Origin of the sequence: Bradyrhizobium ganzhouense (assembly GCF_049949285.1) — a bacterium.
Taxonomy (GTDB): domain Bacteria; phylum Pseudomonadota; class Alphaproteobacteria; order Rhizobiales; family Xanthobacteraceae; genus Bradyrhizobium; species Bradyrhizobium ganzhouense.
This window is the reverse complement of sequence record NZ_CP181318.1, coordinates 532078-553226: the sequence shown is the minus strand read 5'-3', so window position 1 is coordinate 553226 and position 21149 is coordinate 532078. Positions and strand designations below refer to the sequence as shown.

The window sequence follows — 21149 nt, the reverse complement described above, 5'->3', positions numbered from 1 at the left end:
GATGCACAGCGTCACTCTCCGTGTCAATAGTTATTCAGATTGAATGATCAATTGATCTGTTGCAGATTCTTGACTGCGAAGACAATGATGGCGCCGAAAAAGCACAGGGATTCAGGACGATGCGGGTGCGTTCGGTTCTATGTTTCGGAGACTCCAATACCCACGGCCAAATACCGGGTCGCGGGCCGCTTGAACGCTTCGATCGACACACCCGGTGGCCGGGTGTGCTTCAGGCCGAGCTGGGGCCGAACTGGTACGTCGTCGAGGAAGGTCTGAGCGGAAGGACGACCGTTCATGACGATCCCATAGAGGGAGCGCACAAGAACGGCCGGACCTATCTGCGCCCGTGCATCCAGAGCCACACCATTCTCGACCTCGTGATCATCATGCTCGGCACCAATGACCTCAAGGTGCGCTTCAACAAGCCACCTTCGGAGGTCGCGATGGGAATGGGGTGCCTGATTTACGACATACGAGAACTGGCGCCAGGGCCCGGAGGAAGCGTACCCGAGATCATGATCGTTGCACCTCCTCCAATGCTCGACGACATCAAGGAGTGGAAATCAATCTTTGCAGGGGGACCAGAGAAGTCACGACAGCTTGCCCTTGAATTCGAAATCATGGCGGATTCCCTGGGCGTGCATTTCTTCAACGCGGGGGCGATATGCCAATGCGATGAAGCGGACGGATTTCACCTAAACGCCGAGGCGCATCGTGCGCTGGGGGCAGCGCTGGCGCAGGAGATCGACGCGATCGGATGGCCTAGCGAGTCTCAGCGCTGAGTGAAATCCCGCCTGAGTTCTTCAGAGAGGAGCAGTTCCTTGCCTGACATGCGATTTGCGCCACCGAACCCGCTGCGGATCGCAGATCGGGCGAGCGGCCTGAATGCGCCTAGCGTGAGAAGCTACAATGAACGCCTTGTACTCTCACTGCTGTTGCAGAGCTCTGGAATTTCTCGCCTCGAGATCGGTGAGAAAACCGGTCTTTCGGCACAGACCGTATCTGTCATCGTGCGTTCGCTCGAGCAGGAAGGCCTTGTCTCGAAAGGTGAGGCCCAGCGTGGTCGAGTCGGGCCGCCGACGATTCCCCTCTCCCTCAATCCCGAGGGAGCATTCTCGATCGGCGTTAGCTTCGGCGAGAGCGCGGCCGATATTGCCGTCATCGATTTCGTCGGCGAGGTGCAGCACCACGCTGCGCATCCATATTCCGCCTTGCAGGGATCCGGCGCGCTCGCCGCGAAGATCGAGGAAACTCTCAAGGCGCTTCCGCCCACGAGCCGAACCCGAGTGGCCGGCATCGGACTGGCGGCTCCCAACGAAGCAGGCTTACCACATCATCTGAGAGACCTCCTGGGGAGCGACCTGCCAAGTCTGCAGGCTGGCATTGAGAGCGCTCTTAATCTTTCCGTATACATCCAGGATGACATAACGGCGGCTGCGGGCGGGGAAAGCCTGTTCGGCGTAGCGCGCTCGCTGCCCGATTTTCTCTTCTTCTATCTGGGTTCTCACCTGCACAGCCGACTCGTCCTGAACTATCAAATCCACAGTGGCAGGTTCGGCATGAGTCATGACGTCGGACTGCTGCGCCTGCGCGAGGAATTGAAGCGGCATGGGCTCGTGCTGAGTGACATCGGACGGGAAACGCTGCCGACGGCTGCCGCAGAGTACTACGCCGAATGGCGTCGCCTGTGCTGCAGCCACCTCGTCGGGGCGGTCCGCTCACTCCTGAGCTTTGTCAGTTTCAACTCAGTGGTCGTATCGAGTTACGCACCGCCGAAACTCGGACAGACGCTATGCTCCGAACTTCATGAGGAGGTACCCGAGGTGGACTTCCTCTACGGTGCGAACTCTGTTGCACCAAAGGCAGTGGGCGCAGCCAACCTACCGTATCACTCGCGCTTTATGGTGCAGTAGGAGTTTGAACCTGCAGTGACTTCGAACGGATCTGCCGGACGGCATCCGCCTCCGGCCTGAATGGCCGCTCGCCGGATTTTTGTTTCAGAACATTTCTGATCATTCAACGGCAACATTGAGCAACCGGCGGATCGCGGCTCCGACGGCTCCGCGCCAGCTCCCGTGCCTACCATCGCCCGACCGGGCAAATCCAACCGCCAAGGTGAACTCAGGACTGCGAACCCAGGACTGGATGTGACTTCGGCAATACCAGCCCGAGTCCACCAAAAGCACGGAAAGCAACCATGACCTCGATTTCGGCGCTCTCCACTCATCACCACCAGCACACATCACCGTTGCAGCAACTGCAAGACGAGCTGCAATCGGAAGTCAGTTCCGGCACGATCAGCGCGTCCGATCAGTCGGCGCTGTCCTCCGCGCTCAACGATATCGGCTCCTCCCTGCAATCGGACGGGACAAGCGATCAATCCAGCGGCAGCGGACCTGACGGCATCAAGTCGAAGATCGATGATCTGATCCAGCAGGAAGTGTCGTCCGGCAAGCTGACCGACCAGCAGGCCACCGAGCTGCAAGGCATCTTCAAGTCTGCGTTCTCGCACGGGCCAGGTGGAGCAGGCGGACCGCCGCCCTCCGAGGGAACCGACAGCTCGTCGACCGCCACTTCGACCGCGGACCTGCTTGAGAAATTCCTGGAGTCGCTGAAAGCCTCGCTTGCGGATTCGACCTACAGCGGGACGGGATCGAGCGGCACGTCCAATCCCTCCGACCCCTCGCTGTCCGGCGTCCTGCTCAACGACCGGATCTGATATCGGCGACGCACCATAGGTCTGATCCAGCCACCCTTCGACACCCCGAAAGGTGGCTGGAAGGGTGGTTGTTCTTTTCTGTGTCCCGCGTCACGGCGGCGCGGCTTGGCCCGCATCATTCTTCTCGCATCGCGCGGAATGGTCTGCGCGATATGAAATGAGGAGACTGCTAAGCAGAACATGGCTCAGGATGAGGGCCGTACGCGGCCCTCATCCTCGCAATCTCAATGCCTGACATGCTCGAACACCACGATCACGCCGGTCGGCTCGGGCTCGTGCGCCATCAGGCGCGTCAGATCCGCATCGCTCCAGTCGGCGAGGCTGACGACTTCACCGGTTTGACGTTCCGCGCTCAGCGACGGCGTTGGTTCGAGAACTTTCAGTCCCATCTCGTCGACGAAGAAGGTGTGTTCCCCGAACATGCTGTTCAGCTGGGGCATGGCGGGATGCTCGTCGGGCAACACCTGGGCGCCGAGCTGGTCGACGGTCTGCTTCACCTGTTCGGATGTGAGCTTCATGAGCTGCTCCGTTCTGTCGTTCGAGTTTCATGGCTTGAACCAAGGTTTGGCCGGAGCGCGTGTTCCCTGCCCTGTGTCGCCTGGCTCAAACTCCCGAACGGGTGCTGCGCACAAATGTTCCTGCGAAATGGATTTCGTGATCGCGCATTGCGCCTGCCGCGCCGACGGCGCGAGATCGCCACACGATGTCCACGATCTGATCGATGAGCGCTAGTGCTCGCTCCGGTTTTCGCCAACCGAGAGCGCGCAGATGCGTGACAGATAGGTGTAGGGCAGCCCCGTCTCCTCCGCCCAGGCGTTGAACTGCGCCTGCACCTTGGCGAGATCGCCCTTCGACTTGACCTCTTCGGCGATGTCGAGGCCGGCATCGCGCAGACAGGCGACGACGTCTTTCGAGGTGACGAAACCGTCCCAGCCGACGAAGCGCAGCAGCATCTGGCCGGTGTTGCCGCCGAGCCGGCTGCCGCGCTTGGTCAGGAGATCGAGCAGGCCGATCTCGTTGGACGGCGGCCATTTCGCCAGAAACTTGCCGAAGCTGCCGTGCTCCTTCGCGATCTCCTGCACGAAGGCGGCGTTGTCGCGTACCGACATGATCTTGGCGCCGTTGCGCACGATCCGCGTATCACGCAGAAGGCCTTCCCAATAATCTTCGGGCTGGAAGCCGAGCTTGGCCGGCTGGAAGCGCAGGAAGGCGTCTTCGAAACCGTCCCACTTTGTGTCGATCACGCTCCAGGCGAAGCCCGCGCAAAACACCCGCCTGGTCATCTCCGCGAGGATGCGATCGTCGCCGAGTTTTGCGAGCCCCTTCAGATCGGGCTTGTCAGGCATCAGCCTGTCGAGTGCCTTGGGCCCGCCCTTGCGCTTCTCGGCACGGGCACGAATGGTCTTGAAGGAGGTCATGCGATTACCCGCGTTGAAGGCGCGCCACGACACCAGAATTCGACGATCCGGTCCAGTCCTGCGACGCACCTGCACTTGCGCGGTCCCACGCGTCGCAGCATGCTTCGTCCTTGCCGGATTTAGCGGAACGAGGCCGCCGCGCTGGTCCGCTTCTTGCTTGATAACAATTTGGAATTCCCAGATATTTTCACGCTCTCGCCGACGGAATCTCAATGCGCTGCCTGGTCGTGGCCGATCTGCACTACTCGTTGCCGCAGCTCGACTGGCTGGTCAGCGCGGCGCCGCAATTCGACCTTGTGATCTTCGCCGGCGATGTGCTGGACATCGGCTCGATGGTGGATTTCCGCGCGCAGATCGTGGTGGTGAAGAAGTACCTCGCGCTGGTCACGGCGCAGACCCGCGTGATCCTTTGCTCCGGCAATCACGATCTCGACGAGCGCAATGCGGAGGGCGAGAAGATCTCGCGCTGGATCTCGGAAGTGCGCGAGCTTGGCATCGCCTGCGACGGCGACAATCTGACCATCGGCGACACGTTGTTCACGGTGTGCCCTTGGTGGGACGGGCCGCTGGTCAAGCAACGCATCGCCGACCAGCTGCGCGATGCCTCACTCAATCGCCCGCAGCGATGGATCTGGGCGCATCATGCGCCGCCGGCCAATTCGCCGACGAGCTGGGGCGGCAAGCGCTTCTTCGGCGATGTCGAGCTGGTGCAGTGGATCATGCAGTATCAGCCGTCGATGGTGATCTCGGGCCATGTGCATCAATCGCCCTTCATCAAGGACGGCTCATGGTTCGATCGGCTGGGCCAGACCTGGGTGTTCAACGCGGGGAAGCAACCGGGACGGCCGCCGACGCACATCGTGCTGGACCTGGATGAGAACAAGGCGTTCTGGCTAGCGGCGGGCGCGGCGCAGTGGATCGATCTCGACGCGCCGCTAAAGCGACCGGCCGCCACTATCGAGAATCCACCTGACTGGCTTACATCCTTGGGTCGGATTGCCGATCCGAGCCTGGCGAGACCTCGAGCGGCGGCAGGTTGATCATGCTCTGCAGCACCTCGCCGACCATGGCGAGCTGCGTGCCGTGGCCGGCATACTGGCGCTTGAGATCGGCGAGATAGGTGTTGGCGACGTTGAGCCGCTGCGCCAGCATGCGCGCGAGCAGCAGCGCGAGCTCCGGCTCCTGCTTGAGGAGTGAGGCAGCATCCTCGAATTCGCAAACGACCGTGTCGGAGCAGGCCCGTACCGTTGCCGTATGCGGCAATCCCAGCAACACGGACATCTCGCCCAGCACAGCACCGGGCTCGGCAATGGTGGCGACCACCATTTCGCCCTCGAGCACCTCGAGCTTCCCCTGCATCAGCACATAGAGATGCCCGGAGGCCCCGCCTTCGGTCACCAGATGCGTGCCGGCCACAACCTGCCGCTCAGTTCCACCGGTGCAATAATCCAGAACCGCGCGCATCGTGCTCTAGTGGCTCCTGTCGCAGGAGCTACTAGAGCACGATCCGTGCCACGCGGCAAATCATGTCGCGTTACGCACGGGAGAGTGACGGCACCTCCTCGGGCATGATCGCCTGCAACCCGCCGAAGCGGCGCTCGCGGCCGCGGAAAGAGGCCAAGGCCGCGGCGAGATCGGTCGCATCGAATTCGGGCCACATCCGCTCGGTGAAATGCAACTCGGCGTAGGCGCCTTCCCAGAGCAGGAAGTCCGACAGCCGCTTTTCGCCCGATGTGCGGATGATGAGATCGACGTCACGCAAGCCGGCCTCGCCGGTGACCAGTTGCGAGAAGGCTTCGCGGGTGAGGCTGGTCAGCGCGGCAGCCTTCGCTGCGGCATTGAGAATGGCGTCGCGCGCGGAATAGTCGACGGCGATGCGCAGATTCAGCGCGGTGCCTTGGGCAGTGGAGGCCTCCGCGCGCGCGATGGCCGTGGCGATGCCGTCCGGCAAGCGGTCGCGGCGGCCGATCACGTTGAGCCGCACACCGTTCTTCACCAGGCTCTGCACCTCATTGGCAAGATAGAAGCGCAGCAGCGTCATCAGGGCAGCGACCTCGGCCCTGGGCCTGCGCCAATTGTCGGTCGAGAACGCATAGAGCGTCAGTGTGCCGATGCCCTGCTTGGGCGCCGCCTCGACGATGCGGCGTATGGTCTCGACGCCGGCTTCGTGGCCGCGCACGCGCGACAGCCCGCGCCGCGTCGCCCATCGTCCGTTGCCGTCCATGATGATGCCGACATGAAGCTTCTCGTTGGGGGACGTGACGTCACTTTGCATCGCAAAGTCTCCAGTCAAAAAAGGGGGGACGATCAGGTCGGGAGAATGCCGAGGCGGCCAAGCGGCGGTGCCTCGCGGCCGGCGGCCTTGGCGGCATCGCGCACGAGACGCTCGAGCACGGCGAGATAGTCGAGGAAGCGTCGGCGGCCGGTCTTGGTCAGACGGCAGGTGGTGTGCGGGCGATTGCCCTCATAGCCCTTGGTCACCTCGACCAGGCCGGCCTCCTGAAGCACGGCGAGGTGCCGGCTGAGATTGCCGTCGGTGAGGCCGCAGAGCTGCTTGAGATCGGCGAAGGCAAGCCCCTTCGGGTGGGCCATCAGCGAGGTCAGAAGCCCGAGCCTGGCTTTCTCGTGGATCACACGATCGAGCCCTTCATAGGAGAAAGGCGCGCTGTCAGTCTTCGACATCATTCTCTCCGGACGCAACATACAGAATGGCGGCCATCACCGACTGGCCGATCACGAAAGGCAGTCCCATGGTCCATGGCGACAGCGTGTGAGTCCGGCTCGCCAGCGCCACCACGGCAAAACCCGAGATGAAGTACCAGGCGCCAGCGAACGCCACGCTGCGCGGCAGCGAGCGGATGGAGGCGAAAATGCCGAGCGACACCAGGATCTGCCACAGTCCCGGCAGGAGCCAGAGCGTCTCGGCGGCGAACTTCCACATCACCACCGCGAGCAGGATTCCGGCGACGCCCGCGGGCAAGAACTGCTCGACCGCCTGGTGGATCATCGCGTCGGCGAGGCCCGAATGATGACGGCGCGAACGCGCGCGCATCTCGATCCAGATCATCAGGCCGGACAGCGCAGCCGCAACGAACCAGCCGAAAAAGAAGCCGAGTGGCTCGGTCGTGGGATCGCTGAGCAGCCAGAATTGCAGGATTGCGGTGACAAGCGCGACCGCGCCGGTCGCAGCTATCGTCGCCGGACCGTAGCCGCGGAACGCCGTACCGGCCGCAATCTGGCTGCGGATCGCCACGATGTCGGCCAGCGCCTTGTCCAGATCGCGCATCGGCAACGCCAAAACTCCGCTCCACCCAGTTCACGACCGGCTTGCCCAGTCACTTTGTGATGCAAAGTATACCGCGCGACAAAGTAAAGGCAAGCCTGAAAGTCGTCCGCAAGGGACGCGATCCGATCGGACAACTGTCGGTTGCGCGATACCTGCCCGCGCAGATAAGATGCGACCCAAGCGTTCTGGGGGAAAGTCATGTGGTTAAAGTCGTTTGTCGTTGCGTCCCTGTTGCAACTGAGTCTTGCCGGATTGGCGCAAGCGGCGGGACCGTTCGGTTCCGTCAATGTCGGCAATTGGATCGGTGGCGCCTTCAGCAATGATGAAACGGGCGCCTTCTCGCATTGTGCCGCAACGACGCCGTACGCGAGCGGTGTCATCCTCGTCGTGAGCCAAAATGCCGCCGGCACATGGTCGCTCGCCTTTGCGAGTCCCGGCTACCACTTCAACAAGGGCGAGAACGCCGCGATCGATGTGACGTTTGACGGGCAGGAGCGGGCCAGGCTCTACGCCACCGCGTACCAGTCCAACATGCTCACGGCCATCATGCCGCTCAATGTCGTGCGTACGTTTCAGAAGGCGAGCCTGATGGTGGCGACAGCCGGCCACGCCGTTCTGAATTTCGACCTGACCTCGACCGGGCCGGTGATCGCGGCATTGGCCAATTGCGTGACCAAGGTGAAGGCCGACGGGCTCAGCAAGGCCGGCGATTTCACCAAGGGGGCGGCGAGGCCGGCGACCACCGCAGACAAGCAAGGCCCACCGCCAGCCGGCAAAACCGGCAAAGGCGCCAAGAATAGCTCGGGCTTTGGCACCGGCTTCGTGGTCAGCGCTGCTGGGCACATCGTGACCAACAACCACGTGATCGACGGGTGTAGTGAGCTCAAGGGCAATCTCACCGGCGAGGCCGCGATGGTGTTGCGCGTCGTCTCGAGCGACGCGAACAACGATCTCGCTTTGTTGCAGGCGCCGTCGACCGCGACATTCAAGGAGTTTGCCCGGATCCGCGATCGCTCGATCCGCTCCGGCGATTCCGTGGTCGCGATCGGCTTTCCCTTCCACGGACTGCTGACCTCGGACTTCACGGTGACGACGGGCATTGTGAGCTCGCTTAGCGGCATGCGCAACGATTCGCGCTTCCTGCAAATCAGTGCACCGGTGCAGCCCGGCAATAGCGGCGGTCCGCTGTTCGACACGACTGGTCAGATCGTCGGCGTCGTCACCGGAAAGCTCGATGGATTGCGGGTCGCCGTTGCAACCGGCAGCATCCCGGAAAACATCAATTTCGCCATCAAGACCGGCGCGCTGCGCGACTTCCTCGACAATTCCGTGGTGCCGTACCAGACGGCCGAGCCGAAAGGCGAGTTGAAGACAACGGACATCGCCGGCAATGCGCGCGCCTACACGATGCTGATCTCGTGTACCGGCACGGAGCAAGCTGACGCGAAGAAATAGAGCGGGCCGATACTGCCGAACCCGTCATCCTGGGGTGCGAGGCATGGGGCGCAACGCGTCCCATGAGGAGCCTCGAAGGATGAACGGCCGAGATGCAGCCCGGCCGTCGCCCTTCGAGGGCCGCTGAAGGAGCGGCCACCTCAGAGTGACGGTGATGCAGGGTTCACCGCGGCATCAGTTCACCCGTGGCAGCACGCGCCCTTTGCCTGCGGCTCGTACTGGTCACGCAGGCGGACCCAGTCCATCGGATAGGGCAGACCCTCCTCGTGACGGCCGAGCGGAGTGAGGTCGAGATATTGATAGGCGGCGTTCATCATGTCGAGGCCGCGGGCGAAGCAAGAATAGGTGTGAAAGATCTCGCCGGCCTCGTTGCGATAGAACACGCTGATGCCAGGCAGCTCCGGCCCATAGAACGGCGTGGTGCCGAAATTGTATTTTGGGACGCCCTGGTCGATCTGCTCGCGCGTGAATGAGACCTCGTAATCATAGTTGAAGTCGTTGTGGCCTGACGACACCCAGTCAAAACTCCAGCCCATGCGCTTCTTGAACGCCTCGAGCTTCTCGACCGGCGCCAGCGAGATCGCGACCATGGTGGTGTCGCGCGCCGCCAGATGTGGCACCATGCGCTCAAAACCGTCGGCCCAGAACGAGCAGCTCTTGCAGGCGGCCTCCCAATCGGGCGCGAACATCACGTGCTGAACCACGAGCTGCGGGCGGCCCTTGAAGAGATCGCCGAGCGCGACCTTGCCGTTCGGTCCATCGAATACATAGCTCTTGTCGACCTTCACCCAGGGCAATGCGCGGCGCTCCTCGGCCAGGCGTTCGCGGGCCTGGCTCAACTCCTTCTCATGGGCCAGATGGGCTTTGCGGGCGGCGACCCATTGCTCGCGCGAGACGATCTGATGTGGCTGCATGATATCCTCCTTGCGGTCAGGCGACAAAAGTGTCGAGCTTGTCGAAGAACGAGCTCCAGCCACGCTGGTGGTTGTCGCGCGCGGTCTCGTCGAAGAACTGGGCGTGATGAAAAACCATCAGCGTGCCGGCGCTGTCCGGCCTCAGCGTGATCGTCACCAGCGATTCGCGCTCCGGCGTCGAGTGCCAGGCCCAGGTGAAGACCAGCCGCTCGTTCGGCACGACCTCGCGATAGAGGCCGCCCGCCTCGAAATATTCGCCGTCCTCGCGCGTGAAGGAGATGCGGTAGCGGCCACCGGAGCGAACATCGAGCTCGGCCTTCAGCGTCGCCGGCTTCATGTTCGGCGGCCCGAACCATTGCACTAGCTGCGCGGCTTGCGTCCAGGCGGCAAAGACCTTTTCCGGCCGCGCGCGGAGCCGGCGCGTGAGCGTGAGGCTTGGACCTTCGGTTGCGCGTTCGGCGGTGTTGGCGGCTGCGTTGACCATGGTTTGTCCTCCACAAAAGCGGCAAGGCGGTCGAAACTCTCGGACCAGAATTGCGCGTAGCGATTGAGCCAGTTCATCGCCTGCTCCATCGGCTGCGCGGTGAGCCGGCAGGAGACCGTGCGTCCGGTCTTCTCGCGCGCGATCAGGCCCGCATCCGTAAGCACGTCGAGATGCTTCATGATCGCCGGCAGCGAAATCGAAAACGGCGCCGCCAGCTCGCTCACCGACAGGCTGTCCTTGTCGCCGAGACGCGCGAGCAGCGCCCGCCGTGTCGGATCGGACAGCGCCGCAAAGGTGCGATCGAGCGTCTCGTCTTGATACTTAACCATAAGGTTTAGTATAGACCCAAACGCCATCCCGTCAAGCGGGAACCACGCAACAAAAAAGCCCCGCCTTCCGGCGGGGCTCCATTTCCGGTCATTCCTGAGATCGTTATTCGACCTTGAGACCGGCGAACTCGACGACCTTCTTCCACTTCGCGGTCTCGGCCTCGATCTCCTGGCCGAACGCCTCCGGCGTCTCGACCAGCGGATCGCCGCCGAGCTCGACCAGGCGCTTGGTCATGTCGGGCTCCTTCATGAGCGTGTTGATCTCGTTGTTGAGCTTGGCGATCATGTCCTTGGGCATGTTCTTCGGCGCACCCATGCCGAACAGCGCGCTCGCCTCGTAGTCCTTCACGGTCTCGCCGATCGCGGGCACGTCCGGCAGCTGCGGCGATCGCTGTGCCGTGGTGACGCCGAGCGCGCGAAGCGAGCCGGAGCGGATGTGCTGGATGATCGAGGGCATGTTGTCGAAGATCACCTGCACCTGGCCGCCGAGCATGTCGGTGATCGCGGGCGCCGCGCCGCGATAGGGCACGTGCTGCATCTTGCAGCCGGTCATCGACATGAACATCTCGCCGGACAGATGCACCGAGGTGCCGTTGCCGGACGAGGCCATGTTCACCTTGCCGGGGCTGGCCTTCACGTAGTCGATGAATTCGGCGACGGTCTTGGCCGGCACGTCCTTGTTGACGGTCATCACGTTCGGTGTGCGCTGGAACGCGGCGATCGGCGCGATGTCGCGGACGAAATTGAACTTGAGATTGGCGTAGAGCGTGGCGTTGATGTAGTTCGCCGGATTGACCAGCAAGACGGTGTAGCCGTCGGGCTCGGCGTTGATCACGGATTCGGTACCGATATTGTTGCCGGCGCCCGGCTTGTTCTCGATCACGAATTGCTGGCCGAGCCGCTCCGACAGCCGCTGGCCGATCAAGCGCGCCAGGATGTCGGTGGCGCCGCCCGGCGGATAGCCGACCACGAACTTCACCGGCCGGGACGGATAATCCGCTGCAAAGGCCTTCGACAGCGGGCTGGCTGCAAGCGGGCTGGCGGCGAGCAGGCCAAGCGCGGAACGGCGAGTGATCATCTCAAGGGTTCTCCCAAGTGTTGTTCTTAAAAAGGGGCGTTGTTCTTGATCGTGGCGTCAGCGGCGTTGTAACAAAGCCCGCCACGCGCGGAAAGTACGCAACGTCCATGGCGACGAAAGGATAAGGCATGGCGGTCAAGGTTGAGGCTCTCGATCACCTCGTGATCAACGTCGCCGACGTCGCAGTGACCTCCGCGTGGTATCGCAAGATCCTCGGCATGGAAGTCAAGGTGTCGGACCCCGGCGGCGGCAAAGCGCCGCGGACATCGCTTCAGTTTGGTCAACAGAAGATCAACGTCCGGCCGCGCGATGCCGACAAGGTGGAGTGGTTCACCGCCGACCACCAGACCGCCGGCAGCGAGGATCTGTGCTTCCTCACCTCGGCGACGCCCGACGAGGTGGTGGCGCATTTGAAGGCACATGGCGTCGCGATCGAGGAAGGCCCGGTTCCCAAGCAAGGCTCCCGCGGCACGCTGCGCTCGGTCTATTGCCGGGATCCGGATGGCAGCCTGATCGAGATTTCGTCGTACGAGGATTAGCGCGCCAAGACGAGCTGACGGCCCCGCTCCTCCCCCGATTTGCGCCCCACGCTATCCGATGGCAGGAAGACGCAATAATCAAAACGCAGCCGCCATCAAGATGCAGGCAGCACGGGAGGATTCATGTCACTTCAACAAAATACAGCCGGGATCGTGGGCCCGTTCGACGGGCTCGACGTGCCGTGGCTGCTGAAGATGCGCGCCGAGGTGCGCAGTTCACATCCGTTCCTGATCTGGGCACCGTTCGAGGCGCCGGCGCGGCGTTGGAGCTACGGCGAGTTTCATGAGCGGGTCGGCGCGCTCGCGGCCGGACTCGCGAAGCGCGGCATCAAGCCCGGCGAGTACGTGCTCATACATCTCGACAATTGCATCGAGGCGCTGCTGGCCTGGTTTGCCTGCGTCGAGCTTGGCGCCATCGCGGTCACCACCAACACGCGCTCAGCGCCAGCGGAGATCGAATATTTCGCGGACCATTGCGGCGCGGTCGCTGCGATCACGCAGCCGGCCTATGCGGAGATTGTCGCGCAAAACTGCCGCAACATTCGCTGGATGGCGGTGACCTCACACGACGCCGGCGCCGCGCCCGCGCAGAGCGTTTCACGCGGCGACAGCTTTGAGGCGCTGTTCGCCGACAGCGCGGACCGCCCGAAGCGCGCGACCGATCCGCTCGCGCCATGCAGCGTGCAGTACACGTCAGGCACGACATCGCGGCCGAAGGCGGTGCTCTGGACCCATGCCAACGCGCTGTGGGGTGCCAAGATCAATGCGGCGCATGAAGACCTTCACGCAGGCGACGTGCACCAGACTTATCTGCCGCTGTTCCACACCAATGCGCTGGCCTATTCCATGCTGGCGACGCTTTGGGTCGGGGCGACTTGCGTGATCCAGCCGCGGTTTTCCGCGAGCCGGTTCTGGCGCATCGCGCGCGAGCACGGCTCGACATGGACCTCGACGATCCCCTTCTGCATGAAGGCGCTGCTCGAGCAGGAGATCCCGCGGGATCACAAATTCCGCCTGTGGGGCACGGCGGTGAACGAGCCACCACCCTTTGCCGTCTTCGGCGTCAAGATCATCGGCTGGTGGGGCATGACCGAGACGATCACCCACGGCATCATCGGCGAGGTCGACCAGCCCAACATCCCGATGTCGATCGGCCGCGCCGCGCCGGAATACCAGATCCGCATTACCGACGATGACGGACGGCCGACCGAAGCCGGCGACACCGGCAATCTCTCGATCAAGGGTATCCCCGGCCTGTCGCTGTTTGCCGAATATCTGCACAACGAGAAGGCGACGCGCGAGAGCTTTGACGAGCACGGCTTCTTCATCACCGGCGATCGCGTCACTCTGCTGGAGAACGGCTTCATCAGGTTCGGCGACCGCGCCAAGGACATGCTGAAGGTCGGCGGCGAGAACGTCGCGGCCTCCGAGATCGAGCAGGTGATCGCAATCGTGCCCGGCGTGCGCGAAGCCGCGGTGGTGGCCAAGAAACATCCGATGCTGGACGAGGTGCCGGTGGTCTTCATCATCCCGCATGGCGGCGTCGCAGGCGCAGCGCCGGATCTTCAGGACCGCGTGATGGCCGCCTGCCGCACGGGTCTCGCCGACTTCAAGGTGCCGCGCGAGATCAGGCTTGTCGACGACATGCCGCGCTCGACGCTGGAGAAGGTGGCGAAGGCGGAGTTGCGGAAGATGCTGGGATAGCGGCGCCGGATCAGAACGATCCCAGCGCCACCGGGCGGAACGCCTGCAGCAGCTGCTGGTCGAGCTTGCCGCCCATGCCTTCCATCATCGTGAACGCACGCGAGTGGGTGAAGGGCATGCGGTAGGCGCGCTTCTCCACCAGGGCTGCGTAGATATCGACGATGGTCGTCAGCCGCACGATGTCGCTGATCTGGTTCGACGACAGATTGTTAGGATAGCCGCTGCCGTCGAGGAATTCGTGGTGATGCAGCACGACATCCAGCATCTCCGGCGGGAAGCCGCCCTGCGCTGCGAGCGCATCATAGCCGCGGCGCGGATGCTGGCGGACTTCGGCCATCTCCTCGTCGGTGAGCTTGCCGGGCTTGTCGAGCAGCACGGAGGGAACGAAGGCCTTGCCGACATCGTGCAGCAAAGCGGCGCGGGTCAGTCGGCGCTGGTCATCCTCGCGCATGCCGAGATGCTGTGCGAAGGACACCGCAAAGCCGGTGACGAACAGGCAGTGGCGGTAGCTGCCGACATGATGGCAGCCGACGGTGGTGAGCCATTCGCGCAGCGAGGAGTGCTTGATCGCTTTCAGGATCTTGCTCTCGGCCGCGATGACGTCGTCGAACGTCAGGGGCACGCCGAGCGGCAGCTTCTCGAACATCTTCTTCAGCACCGCATGCGCCGCCTCGACACCGCGGTTGAGCGTCTTGCCGCGATCGGTCGCGTCATAGGTCGCCGTATCGGGGAACGCGGCGCGGATGCGCTGCAGGATCGCCTCGGGCTGCAGCGGCCGCGAGATGGTGTCGGTGGCTCCGAGCGCCCAGGCCTGCATGGTGCCGTGGTGCAGGGCATCCGCCAGCACGAACAAACGCGGCATCGAACGATAGCCCTCGCCGCGCAGCTTGTTGCGCACCCGCTGCACGCTCTCGGGCGCACGCAGGTTGATGTCGACCACGAGGCCGGAGAGATCGCGCGACGGCTGCTCGGGGATTTCCTGCGTCGTCACCGTCGAGACATCGCCGACCGCCTTCAAAATGCTGGCGAGCTCGGTGCTCGCATCGCTCCGGTCGGAGGCAAGCAGAAGCCGGCGTTTGGCGGCGGATTTGGCTGGCGCGTTCATGGCTTCCCCAAAAGCACGGGAGTGTATTTGGCGTCAGCCTAAGCCGGATCAGGTTCTCCGGCCCTTAAGAGGCGTGCTCAATGGAACCTGCCGGAATTGCGCGCAATTTTACGGATTCGGGGTCCCGCGGCGGCTCCAGCAAAATGGCGAAAACAACCCCATGCACAGTAGACAGGCCAAGTCATTTTCATCGGAAAGTGACGAGAATAGCTTGACCATGACGAGATCAGGCCCCATTTACTCGTCACAGGATGCAGAGAATATGGTCTATATCCACGACAGAGCTGACTGGCCGACGTTTCAGTGGAGCGCAGACCGGCTGGCGGCGCGGCTGGCCCAGGTACGTCACAAGCAGGGCCGCCTGCTCGGCCGGATGGAAAGTCTCGGCTTCACTTTGAAGGCAGAGGCCTCGCTCCAGACGCTCACGGAAGATGTCGTCAAATCAAGCGAGATCGAAGGCGAGATCCTCGATCGCAATCAGGTCCGGTCGTCGATTGCCCGACGGCTCGGCATCGATATCGGCGCGCTCACGCATGTCGAACGAAACGTCGATGGCGTCGTCGATATGACGCTCGACGCCACCCAGAAATTCGATCAGCCCATCACCGCCGAGCGCTTGTTCGGCTGGCACGCCGCCCTGTTCCCGACAGGTCGGAGCGGGATGTTGAAAATAGTCGTTGGCGGGTGGCGCACCGAACAGTCGGGCGCCATGCAGGTCGTCTCTGGCCCAGTCGGCCGCGAGCACGTTCATTTCGAAGCGCCCGCCGCCAAGCGGCTCGACAATGAAATGAAAACATTCCTGGACTGGTTCAACGCCGATCGGGAATCAGACCCTGTCATCAAGGCCGCGGTTGCGCATCTCTGGTTTGTGACCATTCATCCGTTCGAGGACGGCAATGGCCGCATTGCGCGCGTGATAACCGATCTCGTCCTCGCACGTTCGGAACAGAGCGCGCAGCGCTTCTACAGCATGTCGTCGCAAATCCGCAAAGAGCGCAACGCCTATTACGACATCCTCGAAAGAACCCAGCGCGGAACGCTCGACATCACCAATTGGCTGCAATGGTTTCTCGACTGTCTCGATCGCGCTTTCGACGGCGCCGAAACCATCATCGGAAACGTCTTGCTCAAGGCAAGGTTCTGGGAGCGCCATCGCGCGCGCTCCCTCAATGATCGCCAGCGGCTGATGTTGAACCGCCTGCTCGATGGTTTTGAGGGCAAGCTCACCTCTTCGAAATGGGCCCAGATCGTCAAGGTCTCGCAAGCGACCGCTGCCCGCGACATCGAAGACCTGATCGAGAAGGGTGTCCTTCAAAAGGACGCCGCCGGCGGCCGCAGCACGAGCTATTCGCTGGTACGGTGACCGAGCAGTGAGACCGGCGCCGAGGTGCTGCATGCACACTGTGCCGTAGAACATCCGCTTCAAGGCGCGGATCGTTTTGATGATTGCAAGAAGCTCTACATAGTCATGCGCGCAGCGCGCAATTGTTGTTCAACATCTAAAATCCTGTGGCCGATATCGGTTGTGTCACTTGTAAACTTGAGAATTTCGTCCGCTGTAAGAATGGGATACGCCCGTGATCTGGAGCGCTGATCCTCTCGCGCTGGCCGCAAATAAACCCCGGAGCCGGCCGCTGGAGCCTGCCAAGTGGTGTGATGGGCCAGCCTGACCCGGATATCGTTCAGCTTGCGCAATTCGGAAGAAACTGGCGACCAATGCCTCTTTCTGATGTTGGTTAAGTGTTTATCCAGCAGCAACAAATCGTCGATTACGTTGAGCCAAAGATTGAAGTTCATCGAGTAGAAAACGACGCCAGCCTTTTGGACATTGGTGTCGAGCAGGTAAGCGGCAAGGTTGATGATACGCCCTTCCATTCGTGCCCAGTTCGAAATGCCTTGGCCAACGGTTGCGTAAAACTGCATCCGCTCCTGAAGTTCGTCCTGAGTAGGTACCCTGTTCATCAGTTCTGAGCCCATTAGATTGACCGTATAGCGAAGTGGAAATCTCAAATCGGTGGATTTCGACCGGCCGCCCGTGAGGGAGCCGACGATTTCGAGAACGCATTCAACACAACACTGGAAAACCTGGACAAATCCCCGCGAGAAGCAAGCCAGAACAAGTCGCCGCCATCGGCGGATGCTGGGAAGACCGGTGCCTCCCCTCATCAAAAGTCGAAGGACAGTTGACCGGGAAGCGATCGGAAGTGGGCGCAGACTTGCTCCAATCTACCGTAGCGTAACCGGACATACGCATTCACAAAAACTGTCTTCGATCTGGTGCCATTTGCCATGGCCCATTCCTTTCTGTTGCGCGAGGCGTACTGCCTTGCAGGCTCATCCCGGAACGCAGGGATGCGACTAGCTGAGCCTCCGACGGTGAGGTCGGATCACAGGAGGGATGCCGATGGCGGCGATGACTACTCAGTGCTGATTTGCGGAATTCGCGCAAGCGAGCGCACGGGTTTGTGAAGTCCACAATTCCTTTCGGGAGAGCTAAAACAAATCCGCCGGAGGTTATCCTCCGGCGGATCGTTTTTCCTCGCGATGGTGTCCCGGCTTTACGCCTTCATCGCCCCCTTCACGGCTTCGGCCGTGATCGGCAGCGCCCGGACGCGGGCGCCGGAGGCGTTGAAGATGGCGTTGCCGATGGCAGGCGCCACCACCGTTACCGCGGGCTCGCCGACGCCGGTGGCCTTCTCGCCATTGGCAATCACGGCAACCGCGACCTCCGGCATCTGGCTCATGCGCAAGGGCGTGTAGCCATCGAAATTGGTCTGCTCGATGCCACCGTCCTTCAGCGTCGCCTTCTCGTACAAGGCCAGCGACAGGCCCCACAGCGCCGCGCCCTCGACCTGGGCCCGGATGTTGTCGGGATGCACCTGCGTGCCGACATCGGTTGCGACCGTGAGCTTCTTCACGGTCACTTCGCCCGACGGCGCCACCGCGACATGCGCGACGCAAGCGGTCCAGCTTGCGGTCGCGCGTTCCTGCGACGACACGCAGGCCACGCCCATGCCTTCTCCCTTGGGGAGTTTCTTGGTGCCGTAGCCGGCGAGGCCCATCGCCGCGAGCAGCGTGTTGCGCAGCCGCTGCGCGCCGCCGTCGTTCTTGCCGGCGCCGTCGAGCAACGAGATGCGGTATTGCGCCGGATCCTTGCCGGCAGCATTTGCGACCTCGTCGATCATGCTCTCGACCGCCCAGAAGGTCCAACCCGGCGCCACCGAACGGAGCTGACCGGACGGGGTGGCGTTGTGCGCCATCTCGTTCTTGATCGCCCGCACGTGATGGTTGGGTACCGTGTAGAAGAAGTCCGATCCGTTCACCGCGAACGCATCGAGCGGCCCCTTCTTGTCGACCGAGGGCGACAGGAAGTCGGGAATGCCCCAGCGCTGGGTCGGCCAGGCCGAGACCACGTCGTGGCTGAGCGCTGTGAGCTTGCCGTCGCCGTCCAAGCCGGCCTTCACTTTCTGGTAGGTCAGCGGACGCGAGAAATCCATCGTCATGTCGTTCTCGCGCGTGTAGATCACCTTGACCGGCTTGCCAATCGCCTTCGCGGCCTGCACCGCCGGCACCATCATGTCGGCGTCCAGCCTGCGGCCGAAGCCGCCGCCGAGCCACATCTGGTGCATCACCACGAATTTTGGATCGATCCCGGCAGCACCGGCCGCAATAGCACCGGAGCGCGTCGCGAACTGGTTGCCGGAATAGATGTGCAGGATGTCGCCCTTGAACTCCGCAGTGGCGTTCATCGGCTCCATCGGCGCGTGGATGTTGATGCTGGTGGTGTATTCCGCCTCCAACACCTTGGCCGCCGTGCCGAGGGCTGCTGCGGGATCGCCGTCCTTGACGAAGAACTGGCCGGAATCGTCCAGCTTCTGAAGCCGCTTGGCCTCCTCGAGCAGCGACTCGCTCGATGCCTTCGCATTCGGCCCGCCGTCATAGCTGACCTTCAGCGCCGCTGCCGCCTTCTTGGCGTTGGCGTAGGTGTTGGCAACCGCAACCACCCAGCCCGTCGTCGTCTGGGTCTTGTCGTCGAGGGTGACGGCCTTGATGAAGCCCGGCACCTTCTTCGCATCGCTGTCGTCGACCGATTTCACCGTGGCGCCGTAGCGCACCGGCGGCGTCACCACCGCGCCATAGGCCATGCCCGGAATCATCACGTCGATGCCGTATTTGGCCGTGCCGTTGGTCTTGGAGGGGATGTCGATCTGCGGCACCGATACACCGATCATGGTGTATTGATCCGGCGCCTTCAGCTTGATCGCCTTCAGCTCGTCGGGCGTGAAGGTTTTCGTCGCCTTGCCGCTCTTCACGACGTCGGCGAACGACATCTGCTTCTTCGACTTCGCATGCATGATCATGGAGTCGCGCACTGCGAGTTCGCCTGCCGGCACGCCCATCGCGGCCGCGGCACCTTCCGTCAACGCCATGCGTCCGGCGGCGCCCGCCCGGCTCATCGCGTCGAAACTCATCATGGTCGACCAGCTGCCGCCGGTGATCTGCGCGCCCAGCACGGGGTCGTTGAATTTTGGATCGTTGGAGGCGAGGTTGACCCGCATATCGCTCCACTTCGCGCCCAGCTCCTCGCAGACGATCTGCGCCATGGTGGAGGCGATGTGCTGGCCCATGTCGGCCTTGCCGCAGGTCACGGTGACCAGGCCATCGGGCGAGATCGCGTACCAGACGCTCGGCTCGAAATTGGCAGGAGCCGCAGCGAGCGCTTCACTGATGCCGGGCACGCCGGCATAGCCGAGCACGAGGCCGGTGGCGGCGGTGCCGACCAGGAAGGAGCGGCGGCTGAGATCTGATGTCCCTGACGTGACGTTTTTCACGTGCTTGTTCATGTGGGCCTCCGCTCGTTGCCGGCGGCGGATGCGGTGCGCATCTCGGTGGCGGCGCGCATGATTGCCTTCTGTATCCGCGAATAGGTCATGCAACGGCAGAGATTGCCGTCCATATGGGCCACGACTTCTTCCTTGGTCGGATTGGCGTTCTTCGCCAGCAGCGAAGCCGCCTGCATGATCTGCCCGGACTGGCAGTAGCCGCATTGCGGCACCTGCTCGGCGACCCACGCCTTCTGCAAGGGGTGATCGCCCTTGGCGGAAAGGCCTTCGATGGTGGTGATCTTCTTGCCGGCGACGTCGCCGACCATGGTCTGGCACGACCGCACGGCTTCGCCGTTGACGTGCACGGTGCAGGCACCACACAGGCCGGCACCGCAGCCGAATTTCGTGCCGGTCATCTGCAATTGTTCGCGGATGGCCCAAAGGAGCGGCGTGTCATTTGCCGCATCCACGGACATACTCCGCCCGTTGATCGTGAGTGTTGGCATAAGGCGTCTTCCCCTGCCGGTGCATGAAGCCGCTTACGGCGGCAACTTGTGTAGCGGACGCCCACCGGATCGGCGGCCGCCTTGCGCGCGAGAATGATCGGGTTCGCGCGCGGAGGCAAATGCAATTTGGGATCGATCGAAGCTATCTCGGCAGCTACTTGTTGTGCGTTGCGACAACGACGCGGATGCTAGCGACTGGACACAACATGCAGTGCGTTCAGCATGCATGCTATCGCGACCGCGACGGTTTCCTCCGAGTAACCACGCGGGCTAGGATGAATGAGAAACTAGGGCGTGGACTCGCTAGCGCGCAGCCAAATTCGGATTGATGCGAGCTTGACGAACGCCAGATAGTTGGCTGCGAGTTTGAGGCCTCCTCGCGAGCGCCCCATAGGTTGGTGATTGTTGCCTGAGATACCTCCGTGCTGGTACACGCGCACGACGGAGGTATCGATCATCTGCACCGCCGCATCATGACTGGCGGCCAGCGCATCCATGATCCGGTCCCAGACGCCAGCACGCCGCCACCGCACGAAGCGATTGTAACAAGTGGTGCGGGGACCATAGGTCTCGGGCAGGTCGCGCCATGGAGCACCTGAGCGGAGGACCCGGAAGATGCCACTGAGCACGCGACGGTCGTTCACACGCCGAACCCCACGCGGTTTGTTCGGCAGCATCGGTTTGATGGCAGTCCATTCGTAATCGCTGAGTTCGCAGCGCATGATTCGAGGCTCCGGTTTTTGAGCTTGAATCACGTCTCGGGCAGCGCCACCAACCCGCAATGGC

The 21149-nt window shown here is 62.6% G+C and carries 22 protein-coding genes and 1 pseudogene; 8 read left to right on the top strand and 15 right to left on the bottom strand.

Features of this window, described 5'->3' with window-relative positions; genetic code table 11:
• Positions 1-119 precede the first annotated feature (119 nt).
• The 3 genes from ACLFLU_RS02620 (at position 120) to ACLFLU_RS02610 (ending at position 2719) form a co-directional block, all read left to right on the top strand.
• A complete protein-coding gene (locus ACLFLU_RS02620) occupies positions 120-782 on the top strand; it encodes an SGNH/GDSL hydrolase family protein (RefSeq protein WP_426414201.1) in 663 nt (220 codons plus the stop codon).
• 48 nt (positions 783-830) lie between these two features.
• A complete protein-coding gene (locus ACLFLU_RS02615) occupies positions 831-1913 on the top strand; it encodes an ROK family transcriptional regulator (RefSeq protein WP_426414200.1) in 1083 nt (360 codons plus the stop codon).
• Positions 1914-2197: 284 nt separating this feature from the next.
• Complete coding sequence (locus ACLFLU_RS02610; protein WP_426410806.1) at positions 2198-2719, top strand: hypothetical protein; 522 nt, start codon at positions 2198-2200, stop codon at positions 2717-2719.
• A 224-nt stretch (positions 2720-2943) separates the two neighbouring features.
• Here the strand turns inward: ACLFLU_RS02610 and ACLFLU_RS02605 are convergent, their stop codons facing one another.
• Both ACLFLU_RS02605 and ACLFLU_RS02600 read right to left on the bottom strand, forming a co-directional pair.
• A complete protein-coding gene (locus ACLFLU_RS02605; RefSeq protein WP_426410805.1) occupies positions 2944-3237 on the bottom strand; it encodes a hypothetical protein in 294 nt (97 codons plus the stop codon).
• 210 nt (positions 3238-3447) lie between these two features.
• The gene (locus tag ACLFLU_RS02600) at positions 3448-4137 is read right to left on the bottom strand and encodes a DNA-3-methyladenine glycosylase I (protein ID WP_426410804.1); all 690 of its coding nucleotides are present in this window, start codon (positions 4135-4137) and stop codon (positions 3448-3450) included.
• A gap of 212 nt (positions 4138-4349) precedes the next feature.
• Here ACLFLU_RS02600 and ACLFLU_RS02595 point away from each other — a divergent pair, with 212 nt between their 5' ends.
• The gene (locus ACLFLU_RS02595; protein WP_426410803.1) at positions 4350-5177 is read left to right on the top strand and encodes a metallophosphoesterase family protein; all 828 of its coding nucleotides are present in this window, start codon (positions 4350-4352) and stop codon (positions 5175-5177) included.
• On the opposite strand, the gene ACLFLU_RS02590 is transcribed toward ACLFLU_RS02595, so the two are convergent.
• The 4 genes from ACLFLU_RS02590 to ACLFLU_RS02575 all read right to left on the bottom strand — a co-directional run bounded on the left by ACLFLU_RS02590 (position 5116) and on the right by ACLFLU_RS02575 (position 7423).
• A complete protein-coding gene (locus ACLFLU_RS02590) occupies positions 5116-5601 on the bottom strand; it encodes a Crp/Fnr family transcriptional regulator (RefSeq protein ID WP_426410802.1) in 486 nt (161 codons plus the stop codon). The genes ACLFLU_RS02595 and ACLFLU_RS02590 overlap by 62 nt on opposite strands.
• A gap of 70 nt (positions 5602-5671) precedes the next feature.
• The gene (locus ACLFLU_RS02585) at positions 5672-6412 is read right to left on the bottom strand and encodes a di-trans,poly-cis-decaprenylcistransferase (RefSeq protein WP_426410801.1); all 741 of its coding nucleotides are present in this window, start codon (positions 6410-6412) and stop codon (positions 5672-5674) included.
• Positions 6413-6444: 32 nt separating this feature from the next.
• The gene (locus ACLFLU_RS02580; RefSeq protein WP_194465100.1) at positions 6445-6819 is read right to left on the bottom strand and encodes a transcriptional regulator; all 375 of its coding nucleotides are present in this window, start codon (positions 6817-6819) and stop codon (positions 6445-6447) included.
• A complete protein-coding gene (locus ACLFLU_RS02575; RefSeq protein WP_426410800.1) occupies positions 6806-7423 on the bottom strand; it encodes a hypothetical protein in 618 nt (205 codons plus the stop codon). Before ACLFLU_RS02575 ends, ACLFLU_RS02580 begins: the two co-directional genes overlap by 14 nt.
• A gap of 198 nt (positions 7424-7621) precedes the next feature.
• Here ACLFLU_RS02575 and ACLFLU_RS02570 point away from each other — a divergent pair, with 198 nt between their 5' ends.
• A complete protein-coding gene (locus ACLFLU_RS02570) occupies positions 7622-8878 on the top strand; it encodes a S1C family serine protease (RefSeq protein ID WP_426410799.1) in 1257 nt (418 codons plus the stop codon).
• Between the two features lie 179 nt (positions 8879-9057).
• On the opposite strand, the gene ACLFLU_RS02565 is transcribed toward ACLFLU_RS02570, so the two are convergent.
• The 4 genes from ACLFLU_RS02565 to ACLFLU_RS02550 all read right to left on the bottom strand — a co-directional run bounded on the left by ACLFLU_RS02565 (position 9058) and on the right by ACLFLU_RS02550 (position 11683).
• Positions 9058-9792 carry a DUF899 domain-containing protein gene (locus tag ACLFLU_RS02565; protein WP_426410798.1) on the bottom strand — a complete coding sequence of 245 codons (735 nt, stop codon included), beginning with the start codon at positions 9790-9792 and terminating at the stop codon, positions 9058-9060.
• A 16-nt stretch (positions 9793-9808) separates the two neighbouring features.
• Positions 9809-10153 (bottom strand): SRPBCC family protein, encoded by a 345-nt coding sequence (locus ACLFLU_RS02560; RefSeq protein ID WP_426414199.1) that lies wholly within the window; start codon positions 10151-10153, stop codon positions 9809-9811.
• On the bottom strand, positions 10153-10605 hold the full coding sequence (locus ACLFLU_RS02555; protein WP_426410797.1) for an ArsR/SmtB family transcription factor: 453 nt from the start codon (positions 10603-10605) through the stop codon (positions 10153-10155). Before ACLFLU_RS02555 ends, ACLFLU_RS02560 begins: the two co-directional genes overlap by 1 nt.
• Before the next feature lie 103 nt (positions 10606-10708).
• Positions 10709-11683, bottom strand: a complete 975-nt coding sequence (locus ACLFLU_RS02550) for a Bug family tripartite tricarboxylate transporter substrate binding protein (protein ID WP_426410796.1) — start codon at positions 11681-11683, stop codon at positions 10709-10711.
• Positions 11684-11811: 128 nt separating this feature from the next.
• Between ACLFLU_RS02550 and ACLFLU_RS02545 the strand changes: the two genes are divergently transcribed.
• Both ACLFLU_RS02545 and ACLFLU_RS02540 read left to right on the top strand, forming a co-directional pair.
• Positions 11812-12222: a VOC family protein gene (locus tag ACLFLU_RS02545; RefSeq protein ID WP_426410795.1), complete on the top strand. Its 411-nt coding sequence runs from the start codon at positions 11812-11814 to the stop codon at positions 12220-12222.
• A gap of 123 nt (positions 12223-12345) precedes the next feature.
• The gene (locus ACLFLU_RS02540; RefSeq protein WP_426410794.1) at positions 12346-13926 is read left to right on the top strand and encodes an ATP-dependent acyl-CoA ligase; all 1581 of its coding nucleotides are present in this window, start codon (positions 12346-12348) and stop codon (positions 13924-13926) included.
• A gap of 10 nt (positions 13927-13936) precedes the next feature.
• Here the strand turns inward: ACLFLU_RS02540 and ACLFLU_RS02535 are convergent, their stop codons facing one another.
• Entirely contained in the window at positions 13937-15031 is a 1095-nt protein-coding gene (locus tag ACLFLU_RS02535) for an HD domain-containing phosphohydrolase (protein WP_426410793.1), read from the bottom strand.
• 262 nt (positions 15032-15293) lie between these two features.
• Between ACLFLU_RS02535 and ACLFLU_RS02530 the strand changes: the two genes are divergently transcribed.
• Positions 15294-16394, top strand: a complete 1101-nt coding sequence (locus ACLFLU_RS02530) for a Fic family protein (RefSeq protein WP_426414198.1) — start codon at positions 15294-15296, stop codon at positions 16392-16394.
• A 95-nt stretch (positions 16395-16489) separates the two neighbouring features.
• Here the strand turns inward: ACLFLU_RS02530 and ACLFLU_RS02525 are convergent, their stop codons facing one another.
• The 4 genes and pseudogenes from ACLFLU_RS02525 to ACLFLU_RS02510 all read right to left on the bottom strand — a co-directional run.
• Positions 16490-17008: a hypothetical protein gene (locus tag ACLFLU_RS02525; RefSeq protein WP_426410792.1), complete on the bottom strand. Its 519-nt coding sequence runs from the start codon at positions 17006-17008 to the stop codon at positions 16490-16492.
• A 581-nt stretch (positions 17009-17589) separates the two neighbouring features.
• Positions 17590-19875: a molybdopterin cofactor-binding domain-containing protein gene (locus tag ACLFLU_RS02520; protein ID WP_426410791.1), complete on the bottom strand. Its 2286-nt coding sequence runs from the start codon at positions 19873-19875 to the stop codon at positions 17590-17592.
• Complete coding sequence (locus tag ACLFLU_RS02515) at positions 19872-20363, bottom strand: (2Fe-2S)-binding protein (RefSeq protein ID WP_148777577.1); 492 nt, start codon at positions 20361-20363, stop codon at positions 19872-19874. Before ACLFLU_RS02515 ends, ACLFLU_RS02520 begins: the two co-directional genes overlap by 4 nt.
• 368 nt (positions 20364-20731) lie before the next feature.
• Positions 20732-21085, bottom strand: a pseudogene (locus tag ACLFLU_RS02510) (IS5 family transposase); the annotation flags it as partial.
• Positions 21086-21149 lie beyond the last annotated feature (64 nt).